Below are 13933 nucleotides of genomic sequence, written 5' to 3'. Positions count from 1 at the left end.
TAGAAGCTATAAAATCTCCTCCTGTTCTTTCTAAGTTTTCGTTTGTTTCGATTTGTATTTTCGAAATTTCAAAAAAGTAAAAACGAGTGCTTCTTTACCATCTGAAAGGATGTAGAGTCGAAAATCGTACATGCCAGTTTTTTGGTCATGCTGTAATGCTGGTTGTCACTCCCAAATGTATTTTATGCAGCACCAAAATTCGAACCACTATATTCAAATGAACGTTTGAATATAGTGGTTGTTGTGCTATAGTTATGTTAGAAATTAAAAGTTAAGAGGAGGCGATTCTGTTGGCACACGATCATGACCACAGTCATAATAACGTAAATATAAAGGCACTGAGATTGTCCTTTATACTGATTTTTTCTTTCATGATTATCGAAGTTATTGGAGGTGTCTGGACCAATAGTCTGGCTTTACTTTCAGATGCCGGACACATGCTAAGTGATGCAGCTGCACTCGGACTCAGTCTAACAGCATTAATGTTCGGACAACGGAAGGCTACGGATCACAAGACGTTCGGATACAAGCGTTTTGAAATTTTAGCGGCCTTCTTGAATGGAATCACGTTGATTGCTATCGCACTCTATATTTTCTATGAAGCATATCGACGTCTCCTTGAACCCCCGGCAGTTCTCAGCTCAGGCATGCTGATCATTTCAACTATCGGCTTGCTAGTTAATATTGTTGTCGCCTTCATCCTCATGCGTGCGGACAAAGACAAAAATTTGAACGTCAGAAGTGCCTTTTTACATGTGATCGGAGATCTGCTGGGCTCAATTGGTGCCATTATTGCGGCAGTGCTGATCATATTCTTCGGTTGGACGATAGCCGATCCGATTGCGAGCATAGTAGTCGCGATTCTTGTCTTTATCAGTGGTCTGCGTGTAACAAAGGATTCATGGCATATTTTGATGGAAGGTGTCCCGTTGAATTGGAATGCCAGTGAAATCAAAAGGGCGTTACTCGCCATCGAGGAGGTAGAAGAAGTGCACGACTTTCATCTATGGTCTATTACATCTGACTATCATGTACTAAGTTGCCATGTAGTAGTCAAATCGGATGAAGCGCGAACAGATGTACTTAGACATGCCCGTGCGTTGATTCATGATCAGTTCGGTTTACAAAATCTGACGATTCAGATTGAACGTACAGGGATTGATGAATGTTCGCATGCGTTACATGAGAGTCACGCTCATGGATAAATGAACGTTATAAAATACTTTAGCCAAATAAAAGGAGGTGTTGACCTTTTCCTTTTCTGATGGGCATCAGACAGTGGGAAGGTCGAATCATGTTATGAAACAAAAGAAAGGTTTAGTTGTTATAACGTTGCTTATCGTTTTTTTAGTAGTTATTTCCATGTTTTTGATTAAGAACAATGCCGTTCAAGAAAAAAAGAGTACGGTCCTAAATGAGGCGGTAGATATAGACGGTCAACCGACACAAGGCGAAAAATCTGCTCCTGTTTCAGTCGTCGAATTCGGAGACTATAAGTGTCCGTCTTGTAAACAATGGGGCGAAACAGTTTATCCGAAGTTGAAGAAGGAGTTTATCGACACTGGTAAGGTGCAGTTCAGCTATATCAACGTTTTATTCCATGGGGAAGAATCCATTTTGGCTGCTAAGGCATCAGAATCTGTTTATCGCCAAGACAAGAAGGCGTTTTGGACATTCCATAAGGCAATTTATGAGGCACAACCGAGAGTTGAACAGCATGATGATCCATGGGTGACTGAAGAATCTTTGTTAAAAATTGCTGAAAAATCAGTACCAAAAATCGACGAGGAAAAACTTACATCTGATTTAAGAAATAATACGGACATCCTTGATGAAGTGTCGAAGGACGATGCACTCGTTAAAAAACACGGTGTCGAGCTCACACCGACAATCATGATCAATGGTGTCAAACTCGAAGATCCATTTGATTACAAGACGATTTCCCGTGTGATTGAAGAACAGGTAACGGCCGATGAATGAACAGATACGACGTCATGGTATCTATATAGCGTGGATCATTGCACTCGCTGCGACACTCGGTAGCCTTTACTTCAGTGAAATTCGTGGGTTCGTACCGTGTGAGCTCTGTTGGTCACAACGGATTTTCATGTATCCGCTCAGTATCATCCTCGGCATCGCTGTATTTCATAATGATTCAGGTGTAGTGCGATATGCTTTGCCACTTACTCTTATCGGTGGAGGAATTTCTGTATACCATTACATGGTTCAAAAGGTTCCGGGGTTTGCTGAGATCAAGCCATGTCTTCAAGGTGTCCCTTGCAACATACAATACATCAATTGGTTAGGTTTCATAACGATTCCCTTCCTTGCCCTGACGGCATTTTTGCTAATTACGCTGATTATGATTGGAGTTCGACAAGCGTTTAAAAATTAAGTTAACAAGAGAGAGTCCCTTCATCTGATCTAGCGATTTTCTTCATGTCAGGAGTACGACTAGAACATAAGGAGGCAAAACATAAAAGTTTCTTTTTTAATTTATAGCTCATTCTCTGATTGAATCGACGGGACAAGGAAAATCAATCATAGCAAAAAAGACAACGTCTCATTTCACTTTCGAAATGAGACGTTGTCTTTTTTATGTTGGTAATTCTTTGAAAAGAGCATCTGGAATTTGATTGAGATTTTTTCTTTTTTTTCATACGACGTTAAAATTCTTGATCAAGAGGATACTAAGTTGAATTTTTTAATCAAAACGTCAAAGAAATACTATACAAGAAAGCTAAAAATAAGGAAATAGACATTCCTAATCCTAAAAAAAGTGTCTTGATCGATTCATTCGTTTTTCTCAGAAGGAATACGAGCAATCCCCCGAAGAGAAGACCAATCACCAGGAACAAGGCGGATGTCACTCCTGGTTCAAACGCGATGTTTGAATATGCGAAGCGTAGATCAGGGAAGACGAAAGCAGACAGTTGTCCGGCCCCACTTGATTTGAGCGTATCCTCTACGGAGTGAGGTGGCTCTTGCTGACCAAGCAATGCAGTTGCTGCGAAGATGAAGAGGATCAGTGCGCCTTCCATACGCATTCTCATCTGCTTGACTTTAAGCGTTTGTTTGGAAGAGGCATAACTCCACTTCCCATTCATGAAACCGATGATCAGCACAGGGAGAATCAAGACATGTTTCCAGAGTAGAGCTTGACCATACGGCAAAATCCATGAATTCGGATAGTCGTCTACCTTCACGACGACGGACATCAAATAGATACCTGAGCCGAGAATGATCAAAAAGCATAGCGTCACGAGTGGTCTGAACCATTCCAACACGTCGTTCCAACGGGGATTCGTTGTACTAGAAAAGCCTAATACGAGTAACCCGCCTGTCCAAATGAAGACAGATAAAGCATGGGCGGTATGTATGAGGAACCCTTCTGCACCTGTAATGCTAGAGGCATGGCCGGACCATGCGAGTGTAACGATCATCGCAAGTAACAAAAAAAGAGCAACCTTTAAGCGTCCGGAATGGAGCGGCGTAGTCCTAATGACCAGAAAAAGTAAGACGCACCAGATTGTCATCAAGATCAAGGCATTACCAGCTTCGAATGTGAGCAGAACGGACCGTACTGTCAACCATAGTCCGATGTCTTCTTGCAAGTAAAGCACGATACGTATGACCGACAATGAAAAGAAGACAGGAATTAATACGATGAGAAGTCGTATCCATCTTATCGGGAACGGTATATCAGGTCGATAAGTCTGGGGAATGAGCTGTAACGAGAAATGACCAATTAACAGTGCAAAACAGGCGTACAGCAATGTATCTCCCAGAATATAGAGAAAAGTCATTTTGTTCGCCCCTTCAAAACAATCTGATACAGGAAGAACAGTAACATGATAAGTAATCCACCGGCGACTAGAAATGGAAAGAAATCAGTTTCTTCAGCGGGGGACGTTGTCGTCTTCACGGTTTCCGTGTCGGCGTCTTTCTGTTGAATGGGTTTCTTCTGATCGCTCGTTTCGCTCGCTGTCGTTTGGGTTTCAATATTGAACAGGTAGGTTCCTTCGATAGGATGTCCGTCTGTACCGACGATCTTCCATTCGACGCGATATCGACCTGATGTCAGTTCTCGATCGAGCTGGAACGTCATACGTCGCCTTTCTTGTGTAAAAGTCCCCTTCAGTGCATCCGAAGACGTGGAATCAAATACTTGAATACTGCCACCGGCTTCGATGTTCGTCTCGAAGTCCAACGTGATGGTTTTTGTAGGCAGAACAGTCTCATCTGCCTGGGGTGTGGAAGACTCGAGCCCGGTGTGAGCCGAGACTTGTACAGGACACCACAAGAGGATTCCTGATAGCAGTAACACTAGATAATTTATTCGAGGCATCTTATCAACTCCTTTAAGTTTGTTGTGTACGGTCAAAATCATAAAGTATAGAAACAGACATCCTCAATATTTTTTTGACGCTTACATTAGTAAATGCTAATATGATGATAACATATTAATGAAATCGAATATGAAAAAGGAGTGAACATTTTGGAACAATTACTGGAACCATTGGACTTAAAGGTGAGGGTCGTTCATGGTTTTTCTAATAAAACACGACTTCAAATCCTAGAGTGTATCTATGATGGTGAAAAGACCGTGACAGAAATCGTCGAGGCGGTCCAAGGGAATCAGTCCAACGTTTCACAGCATCTGGCCTGTCTAAAAGGATGCGGATTGATTCAAAAACGGACGCAAGGAAAGTATGGCTATTACTCCCTACGCAACGAGACAGTCAGGGAACTGTTACGACTATTCGGGACACTGACGCTCGAAATCGGACAGGAATCGGCTTGTTGTGAACATCACATCGAGGAGGCGGAATGATGGCCAGTTCCTGTTGTAACAACAGCTCTACAAAGGAAAACGAAGCAAGTGAACCAAAGGATGTTTCTACATCCATCACAACAACGTGCTGTGCCTCGAATGAGGACGATCGACTCCAAACAAAGGATATACAATCGAGTTGCTGTTCGAAATCGACATCCGAGATAGCCGGTACGAGCATACAAACCGAATCTTCCCTTCCTAAGGAAGAGGATACTTGCTGTAGCACGATATCAAAGACAGAGGCAAAAAATTCAGAAACAGATACCTGTTGTTCTTCGGGTAATGCTTCTTCGGATGTGATTCAGCCTGATCATACAACTCATACCTACCGAATAGAAGGGATGGATTGCCCATCCTGTGCAGTGACTCTTGAGAAGGGATTAGTGACGATAGCGGAGTACCAGAAAGTGTCCGTCAACTACGGTGCGGCCCGTTTGAAAATCGAGAGCGAATCAGAACTGGATGATCGTCGGCTTCAAAACGAAGTGAAGAAGTTAGGATTTCAACTTATTGTTCCAAATAAAGAGGAAAAACATATTCAGACGTATGCGGTTTCGGGGATGGATTGTAGTAGTTGTGCTAAAACGATTGAGCAGCATTTCCAAAAAATAGATGATGTGCAGACTGTCACGGTATCTTTTGCTCGTGGAGAAATGGAGATTGAACATCATCTTGATCCGCACCAGGTAAAAAATGAGTTAAATAAGATTGGCTTTGATGGACACGTCAAGGGAGAAGAGTCTTCCGAATCTTCAACACGTTCATTCGAGGGGATACCATTGATCTTATCCGGTATCCTGATTGGATTAGGGTTATTCCTCCAAACAGTAGAGGTTCTTTATCTCCCGAACGCGCTGTTCGGAATCGCGTTGATCCTAAGTGGATGGAAAGCTTTCCGGAGCGCATTTTATGCGGTTCGCGCCCGATCGCTCGACATGAACGTATTGATGAGTGTGGCGGCTATCGGTGCAGCACTCATTGGTGAATGGCTGGAAGGGGCGACTGTCGTCTTCCTCTTTGCCATCGGGAACCTACTCCAAAATCATTCACTTGCCCGGACGCGTCATTCGATTCAGAAACTCATCGAACTTTCTCCGAAGGAAGCATTCGTGCTGACAGAAGAGGGCGTTATACGGAAATCAGTAGAAGCGGTACGAATCGGAGAGAAGATTCGGATTCGACCAGGTGATCAGGTCGCGTTGGACGGAATGATTTTGAAAGGGACGACGACGATCAATCAAGCGCCGATTACTGGAGAATCGATTCCGGTCGACAAAAGTGAAGGGGATCAAGTGTTCGCCGGGACGCTAAACATGGATCGTTCGTTCGACATGATCGTCGAAAAAACATATCAGGAGACGACGCTTGCTCACATCATCGAATTGGTGGAAGAAGCACAGGATAATAAAGCACCAAGCGAAGCCTTCATCGACCGTTTCGCAAAAGTCTATACACCATTCGTCTTCTTAGGCGCATTGTTACTCATGATCGTCCCACCATTACTTCAACTCGGTAGTTGGGGGGAGTGGTTCTATAAGGGCTTGGAACTGATTGTCATCGCCTGTCCATGTGCACTCGTCATCTCGACACCGGTCGCAATCGTGACGGCAATCGGGAATGCTGCACGAAATGGTGTATTGATCAAAGGCGGTGTCTTTTTAGAGAAGGCAGGAAAGATAGACGCCATCGCCTTCGACAAAACAGGAACACTAACAAAAGGTACACCCATTGTTCAGCAGTTCATGTTGCTATCAGACGATCGTGAACATACTTTACGCATCGCGCACTCACTCGAACGGCATTCCAGTCATCCCTTGGCAAAAGCAATCGCAGAACATACGGTCCAAGAAGGCGTATATCCACTTGAATCGAACACTGTCATAAATCGTGTCGGGAACGGTGTGTCGGGTGAATTTGAACACATCCTGTATCATATTGGAGGCGTGAAATGGTTTCGTGAAATGGGTTATGCGCTGGGAATGCTTGATTCAACTATTGAACATGCTGAAAAGCAAGGGCAGACCGTCGTTCTTCTTGGAAGTGACGCCGATCTACTTGGACTTTTTATACTTTCAGACGAAGTACGCGACGAGAGCGTCGACGCTATACGCAAGTTGAAGGAAAAAATCAAAATTAAAAAATTAGTCATGTTGACTGGTGATAATGCAGGTGCAGCAGCACGTATTGGAAAAAAACTGAGTTTGGATGAAGTGCATGCTAACCTTTTGCCTCAAGAAAAGGTCCGTATCGTCGAAGACATGAGAAGACAATCGTTTCAAACGGCAATAGTCGGTGACGGTATCAATGATGCACCTGCTTTCGTCACAGCGGACGTCAGCATTGCGATGGGAGGAGCCGGGACGGATACGGCACTTGAAACAGCGGATATCGTGTTGATGGCAGACAACCTAAACAAGTTACCCTATACGTTGGACCTAAGTAAAGCCACGTTGACCATCATCAAACAGAACGTTATTTTTTCGATTCTCATTAAACTGATCGCATTGATGCTCGTCTTCCCTGGATGGCTGACGTTGTGGATGGCTGTCCTTAGCGATACAGGGGCAGCGGTACTCGTGACATTGAATGCCCTTCGATTATTAAAAAAGCGAACACTTTGATGGTCAGGTAACCCGCCATTCTGAAAAAGAAAAAATATGGAGCACCCGAATCTCTAAATTACTGAATTGAACCTTGAATGGTGGACACTTGATAAAAGACCCCATTCGGGGTCTTTTGTGTTTAAGGATATCGATATACTGTATTAGTGTTTTTTTTAGATTCACATCTCACATAGAATGTAAATCCACTGCAGATGATTAACTTTATTAATGATTTTATGGATACGATGTAAAAACACAAAAATTATTATTATTACTATGTATTCATGATATGTATTTTTAATACGGATTTTATTTTCGATATATAAAATAGTATATCGAGTGAATATTTAAGTTGTATTCTATTGAATTTTAAAAAGTGTTATATAAAACGGTCGTTATTTTTTGTTTTCTCCTAGGGAGTGCAGTTAATATCACAATTCGTCCATCACTATGAAAATTTACAATTTTTATAGTGTGAAAGGACTAAAATTACATTTTTAAATAAAAAAAAGAAAATAAATGTTTATTATTTAGGATTTATTTGTTATATTTACAATCTGATATGCGCATATTAATAAAAAATTGAGGGCGGTAAAAAAAATGAAAAGAAAAACGATAAAACAAACTGCAGGACTTCTTGTAATGACAACTACAATGATGTTACCTGTTATTGCAAGTGCTGCTAGTTACGCTTTTTCCTTTAAAATGGCACATCAATTATCTATCGGAAGTTTTAAATCCACTAAAGGCACCGTCACTGCCAAAGTTTCGATGAGTAGCTGGGGTGGCGATGATAATTTTGCTATTAAAATTTACGAAAGAGGATTTGGTAATGTAACGTACAAAGGAAAAATGACATTTTACAAGTCATCTGAAGGTTCTCCGTATACTTCTTCTAATTCTAATGTGACTACAGGTCATACATATGGTTATGAAATATGGAAAACTCAAAATGGTAAAACTATTGTTGGAACAGGTTCTCTAAGTTACTAAATAATTAAGTTTTTGAAATAGGAAGGAACGTAGTTAAGTATGGTGACTTTTTTGTTTCCTAGCATACTGATTATAATTATTGGAGCAGTCTTTTTTAGCATTAAATTAAAAAAAGATAAAATTAGTAAGCTTTATTTTTTCTATGGTATAGTTTTTTCGGTTTATATTGCATCGCTTATTTCTCTTACATTGTTTCCGTTTCCATATCAACAGGAATTAATTAATGATGTGATAGAGGAGAATTATGGAGAAGTTAACAATTTCACACCTTTTAAAGCCTTTGTAGAATCCTTTTCTACACCTATTAATCGTGAGGCTTTAACTCATTTAGTCCAAAATATTTTATTGTTTCTACCATTAGGGTTTATATTACCAATATTTTTTGTGAGAATAAAAAAAATAAGCATTGTTTTTATAGGTTTTATGGTAAGTTTAACAATTGAAACGCTCCAACTACTTGGAGGGCTTTATATTGGTTATAATTATCGTAGTTTCGATGTAGATGATCTAATTTTAAATACTTTAGGTACTGCAGTTGGTGTGTTAATGTTTATAATATTAAGTAAATTTTTAAGAAAAGCTGATTTGTTAGAAAATAAAAAAGTTACTATAAAAGCATAAGAAAAAAATCAGTTTTGGAAGCTATAAATATCAATGAAATATTTTTTTATAAACACTCCCTACAAAAGCCGGGCATAAACACCCAGCTTGAACTGAACCAAAAAAGTTAGACAATAAATAATTTGTCAGGCGACCTCGAGGACCTGAGTCCGGTATTCCACCGGGCTCAGGTTTTTTAGTCGTCTCTTGATACGACGATGATTATAGTACTCGATATAATGCTCGAGCTCACATTTGAAGTGGTCCATGTCATCGAACTCCTTGAGATACAGGAGCTCTGACTTGAGCACAGCGAAGAAGCTTTCAATGGTTGCGTTGTCGAGACAGTTGCCCTTACGGGACATGCTTTGCGTGATGCCATGGTCGTGGAGCGTACCAGTGAACGCTCTGTATTGATAATGCCACCCTTGATCGGAATGAAGGATTGGACGTGCCTCTCCGTCAAGCTTCCCGATTGCCTGATCTAACATTTCGCCAACGAATCGATATGTAGGGCGGTCCGATATGGTATAGGCGATAATCTCACGGTTTCCCAAGTCCATCATCGGAGAAAGGTAGAGCTTCTCCCCGAACAGGTGAAATTCAGTGACGTGAGTCACCCATTTCTGGTTCAAACCGGTTGCCTTGAAGTCACGTTGGAGAAGATTCGGTGCGACCTCTCCGACCCGTCCTTTATAGGAGCGGTATCGCTTCATGCGGACGAGACATTTGAGACCAAGCTCGTTCATAAGACGGCGCACGGTCTTCGGATCGTGCCGGAAGCCCTGGCGTTCGAGAAGTGCGTGGATGCGACGATAGCCACATCGTCCCTCGTGTTCGTGAAAGAGGGTATGGATGGCTACCTTCACTTCCGCATACTTGTCTTCGCCCGTCAGGCGCGTCCGCCAATAGTAATAAACGCTCCGTGCCATACCGAGCACGCAGAGGAGTCCCGGAACGGGATAGATTGATCGCAATTCATCGATTACTTGTGCCTTGATCCGGTTCGTCACAGATCTCTGCACGCTCGCTGAGGTGAGTCGCAGTGGTTATTACGCATGGCTTGCGCGTACGGACAGTGACTCCCTTCGGGAAGAACGCGACTATGCGGACTACCTTCTTCTAAAACGTGTTCACGACCGTCACGACAAGAAGATTGACTATCGTGGTCTTTACATGGAAATGCTTGATCTTATGGGGGGACCGATTGTTCATAACTCCTACACTGTTTTTAGTATTTCTTTGGAATTCTTTTTATCTAGACATGGTTACAGAATTTGAGTATTTTTTTGATGGTTTGATGTCACTTAAAGTATGGGCCTGGTTCTGTATACTTCTGTTTGCCTATATTTTAAAATGGTGGATTTCTGTGGCGATTCAAATAAGACAACACTTCTCAAGAGATTAATAAATCAGCAGGACTTTACAGAGCGTCACTAGTCTTGACTAGGTGTTTATTTATTGTCCAACGACGACAATAGCATAGACAGAAACGTATCTTAAATGGTCGCAGCGGATAATTCTGCTGCTTTTTTTAAGGATAAGAAGTGCTAAATACTTAATTTAGGCATCGGATTGAAAGTAGATTATGTTTTCTAGATTTTATGAACGATAGGGTACTGATGATTTAATATTAAACTTTGCCTTTCGTTCTATACGTAAACAATCTTTAGAATAGATTAAAGCGTTCTAGTCCGATTATTCTCCATTTGCCTTTAGTAGGATATAGCAAAACTACTGAAAGGAGAGTGATTACCTTATGAAGAAATCAAATTTCTTTAAGCGAATGATGAAGATATTCTCTTTTCTACTCACTGGGTTAGTGGCACTGATAGCATTCCTTCATCATTTCTTAGGTGCAGTCTACTACGCTTTAAACCTCATTCATTAAAAACAGGGGGCTTCTGTCCCCATACATATTTTTTAGAAGGACTACAAATTTGTATTTCTGTACATTTTCGCATCTACAGAACTGTAGAATTGTCTGGATGCACTTCTAAAAAACCTTTAAAAGTCTTTTAAAAGTTTTTTAAAGGGTGTATAATGAAGTGAATAAAAAGGAGGGTATGATTATGGGGATGAGAACACTCGATATTCCAACCACTTCAATTTCTGATGTCAAACGGTCGCCTATGGAAGCATTCCAAAGAGCTGATCGTGAAGCAGCTGGTGTCTATGTCTTTAACCGTGAAAAAGTTGCTGGTGTCATGCTTACCCAGCAGCAATACGAGTCACTAAATAAAGAAATTGAAGAATTGTACAGCCGATTAGATGATTTGACAGTTGAGATGCGACTATCCAATAAAAATGTCCGCACATATTCTGATTCAGAAGTTCGTGGAGCACGAGTCAATCACCCATCGACTATTGATGAAATGGATGGGTGGGAATGATGATTGTATCAGCTTGAGTGGACGCAGTATTCAAAGGGAGACTACGATGATCTCGATGGTAGCCAAAAGATATTCGTGGATAAGGCACTAGAACGAATCATTTCCAAAGGAATGGAGGCAGGACAGCCACTTAATGGAAACCTGTCTCATTGTAATAAGTTGAAAAACAGGAAGATGGGTTTACGTGTTGTCTTTAGAGAAGTAGAAGGTAAACTCCAAATCATTCAGATTGTTGCTATCGGTAAAAGAGATAAAGATGAAATTTATAAAATTGCTGAAAAGCGTTTGGATTAAGTTTTTGAAGAGGATCACATGTAGTTACTTTTAAAGTATCAATATGCTGATCCTTTTTGACTGTGTAAAAGAATGCTTTGGCCTAAGCCACATAGAAAATTTGAAAAATGATCAACAAATGGGGGAAATCACTTGGAAGATTTAAAGAAATTAAAAAAAGAAGATTTAACACAACGTTTAGATAGGCACTTAGATTGGATTAAAAGTTGTGACACAAAGGCATCAATCGTCATTGCGGGTGCTGGCGTATTTCTAAGCATATTCACTGCAGAACATTCGATATCTATATTAAATCAGATTCTTTCTAAAACTCTACAAAATATGAACTTTAGTAATTTTATATACTTAGCTGCTTTTTTATATTGCTGGGGAAGATTTACATACGGCGCTTATTATTTAATAAGAGTTCTAATACCAATGATGAAAAATGATTTACTTCTGTTTAAAGAAGGAACTCGAGAGGATTCGTTATATTATTTTGAGTCATCAGTAGACGATAAAAAGTATTTTGAATTTAAGAAAAAATGCTTGAAGAAACTGAGGAAGAAGAAGTTGAGGACCTATTATCTCAAATTTACATAAATGCGAAAATATGTTCTTCTAAGTACAAATTTTATAAAAAGGGAATAAGTCACACCTTCATTGGGATTGCAGGAATATTAATACTCTATGTAATTGGAATAATAGTATTGAAACTAGGGGGAATATGATGTTGGAATTTACAGACTATGATTATAAAAATAGAAAAAAAGAAGTCGAAGACATACTAGATAATACAGGTGAAATAAAAGAAGTGAAGAGATTTCCAAGAAACGAAGATTTCACCTATACAAATGGATACAAAGCCTGGGCATCAGCTATTTTCGTAGATTTAAGAGACTCTACAACTCTATTTACTGAGCATGATGATGTAGAAATTTCTAAAGTGATTAGAGGATTCACTTCCGAAATAATTGAAATCTTAAAAAAGGACACTGATCAAGAAGATTTAAAGGAAATCGGGATCAGGGGTGATTGTGTATATGCAATTTACTCAACGCCTTTTCAAAAAGATACAATCGATATAACTAAAAGGGCTTTATACATCAACACATACCTTAAGATGTTGAACAAATTGCTAACTGATAGACAACTCCCGACAATTAAAGCGGGAATTGGTTTAAATATAGGTCGTACTCTAACTGTTAAAGCAGGTAGAAAAAGTTCTGGGATCAATAACTTAGTTTGGATTGGTGAATCCGTATCAATCGCCTCAAAACTCGCAGATCTTGGTAACAAAAATAGTGTCAATCCAATTGTCTTATCTTCAATTTTTCATTTTAATTATGTAAAAGCAAAGGGGAATAATGAAGAAAAAAACTGGACTGAGGAATTCGATTCAAATCATGGTACATATTATCATGCTAACCGTATAATTACTGATTTTAATGATTGGATTGTCGGCGGAATGAAAGAATAACGGAAAAGGGGAGAAAACGCTTAAAGAACGTTTCTCCCCTTTTTTATAAGCCAAACATTCTCAAACAGAATACTCGTATGAAAGTTGTTGGCGTTATAGGTCAATTGAATAATTTCTGATAGAAGCTTTGTGATGGAAGTGTAACTACTTCTTTTGTGATAGGTAATTTAATTAAATCTTCGATTCTTACTAGGTGTATTTGATGATTCAGATCATCTAGATTAGCATGAGCGTCCTTAGAACAAATACATGTTTCATGATTTAACATCTTGAGGATATATACGTCTCCTAGACCTTCTATAGATACTTTATACATAGTTTTATTATTAACTAAAAGATTAGTTAATAATTTGCTATACAATATTAAAAGAACCCAAAAAGTAAAAAAGAGAATCAAGGCTATGACAATAGTATTCGTCTTATCTATGGATTCATAATTTAATTTAGTTACAAATATCATCCATAGTATATAAATAATAGTTGCCAGATATGCTATATAAAAAGCTGCTTCTCCCATACTTAAGTAACGTTTCTTTAATAGCTGATCATGAGTTAAAAAAATACTTTCAAAATTGGTTTTTGATAAAAGAGATATTCCAGAAATGATTACTGCTGGTAATGAAATAATTAATGCAATTATTGCCGATGATTTCATAAAAGTTATTCCTTTCAAATTTTATAAACTAATTTACGAAGTTCAAAGGACTAAGTTTCTATAAATTCGAAAATTAAAAATGATTATATAAAACGGTCG

14 protein-coding genes and 1 pseudogene are annotated in these 13933 nt (G+C 39.5%); 11 read left to right on the top strand and 4 right to left on the bottom strand.

The window, feature by feature from the left end; all coding sequences use genetic code 11:
- Positions 1–290: 290 nt before the first annotated feature.
- From KNP96_RS12405 to KNP96_RS12395, 3 genes are all read left to right on the top strand, one after another.
- Complete coding sequence (locus KNP96_RS12405) at positions 291–1205, top strand: cation diffusion facilitator family transporter (protein WP_214770869.1); 915 nt, start codon at positions 291–293, stop codon at positions 1203–1205.
- A 157-nt stretch (positions 1206–1362) separates the two neighbouring features.
- Positions 1363–1980, top strand: a complete 618-nt coding sequence (locus KNP96_RS12400) for a DsbA family protein (protein WP_251135788.1) — start codon at positions 1363–1365, stop codon at positions 1978–1980.
- Entirely contained in the window at positions 1973–2395 is a 423-nt protein-coding gene (locus tag KNP96_RS12395) for a disulfide oxidoreductase (RefSeq protein WP_214770865.1), read from the top strand. Before KNP96_RS12400 ends, KNP96_RS12395 begins: the two co-directional genes overlap by 8 nt.
- 313 nt (positions 2396–2708) lie before the next feature.
- On the opposite strand, the gene KNP96_RS12390 is transcribed toward KNP96_RS12395, so the two are convergent.
- Positions 2709–3623, bottom strand: a complete 915-nt coding sequence (locus KNP96_RS12390; RefSeq protein ID WP_214770863.1) for a copper resistance D family protein — start codon at positions 3621–3623, stop codon at positions 2709–2711.
- A gap of 179 nt (positions 3624–3802) precedes the next feature.
- On the bottom strand, positions 3803–4348 hold the full coding sequence (locus tag KNP96_RS12385) for a copper resistance CopC family protein (protein ID WP_214770861.1): 546 nt from the start codon (positions 4346–4348) through the stop codon (positions 3803–3805).
- A 150-nt stretch (positions 4349–4498) separates the two neighbouring features.
- Here KNP96_RS12385 and KNP96_RS12380 point away from each other — a divergent pair, with 150 nt between their 5' ends.
- From KNP96_RS12380 to KNP96_RS12365, 4 genes are all read left to right on the top strand, one after another.
- Complete coding sequence (locus tag KNP96_RS12380; protein ID WP_251135787.1) at positions 4499–4834, top strand: ArsR/SmtB family transcription factor; 336 nt, start codon at positions 4499–4501, stop codon at positions 4832–4834.
- A gap of 164 nt (positions 4835–4998) precedes the next feature.
- Positions 4999–7458: a heavy metal translocating P-type ATPase gene (locus tag KNP96_RS12375; RefSeq protein ID WP_483297869.1), complete on the top strand. Its 2460-nt coding sequence runs from the start codon at positions 4999–5001 to the stop codon at positions 7456–7458.
- Between the two features lie 582 nt (positions 7459–8040).
- Entirely contained in the window at positions 8041–8433 is a 393-nt protein-coding gene (locus tag KNP96_RS12370; RefSeq protein WP_214770855.1) for a hypothetical protein, read from the top strand.
- A gap of 39 nt (positions 8434–8472) precedes the next feature.
- Positions 8473–9054 carry a VanZ family protein gene (locus KNP96_RS12365; RefSeq protein ID WP_214770852.1) on the top strand — a complete coding sequence of 194 codons (582 nt, stop codon included), beginning with the start codon at positions 8473–8475 and terminating at the stop codon, positions 9052–9054.
- A gap of 125 nt (positions 9055–9179) precedes the next feature.
- Here KNP96_RS12365 and KNP96_RS12360 read toward each other — a convergent pair whose 3' ends face one another.
- Positions 9180–10046 carry an IS3 family transposase gene (locus KNP96_RS12360; protein WP_214770850.1) on the bottom strand — a complete coding sequence of 289 codons (867 nt, stop codon included), beginning with the start codon at positions 10044–10046 and terminating at the stop codon, positions 9180–9182.
- A 1059-nt stretch (positions 10047–11105) separates the two neighbouring features.
- Between KNP96_RS12360 and KNP96_RS12355 the strand changes: the two genes are divergently transcribed.
- The 4 genes and pseudogenes from KNP96_RS12355 to KNP96_RS12340 all read left to right on the top strand — a co-directional run bounded on the left by KNP96_RS12355 (position 11106) and on the right by KNP96_RS12340 (position 13179).
- The gene (locus KNP96_RS12355) at positions 11106–11426 is read left to right on the top strand and encodes a hypothetical protein (protein WP_214770848.1); all 321 of its coding nucleotides are present in this window, start codon (positions 11106–11108) and stop codon (positions 11424–11426) included.
- Between the two features lie 3 nt (positions 11427–11429).
- Positions 11430–11720 (top strand): type II toxin-antitoxin system RelE family toxin, encoded by a 291-nt coding sequence (locus tag KNP96_RS12350; RefSeq protein ID WP_214770846.1) that lies wholly within the window; start codon positions 11430–11432, stop codon positions 11718–11720.
- A 132-nt stretch (positions 11721–11852) separates the two neighbouring features.
- Positions 11853–12430: pseudogene (locus KNP96_RS12345) on the top strand (Pycsar system effector family protein).
- Positions 12430–13179: an adenylate/guanylate cyclase domain-containing protein gene (locus tag KNP96_RS12340; protein WP_251135784.1), complete on the top strand. Its 750-nt coding sequence runs from the start codon at positions 12430–12432 to the stop codon at positions 13177–13179. Before KNP96_RS12345 ends, KNP96_RS12340 begins: the two are co-directional and overlap by 1 nt.
- Before the next feature lie 100 nt (positions 13180–13279).
- Here the strand turns inward: KNP96_RS12340 and KNP96_RS12335 are convergent, their stop codons facing one another.
- Entirely contained in the window at positions 13280–13834 is a 555-nt protein-coding gene (locus KNP96_RS12335; RefSeq protein WP_214770844.1) for a hypothetical protein, read from the bottom strand.
- Positions 13835–13933 lie beyond the last annotated feature (99 nt).

It is taken from the genome of Exiguobacterium sp. s133 (assembly GCF_018618595.1).
GTDB lineage: Bacteria > Bacillota > Bacilli > Exiguobacteriales > Exiguobacteriaceae > Exiguobacterium_A > Exiguobacterium_A oxidotolerans.
Note: the sequence above shows the minus strand (reverse complement) of the source record. Positions and strands in the feature narration are given on the sequence as shown.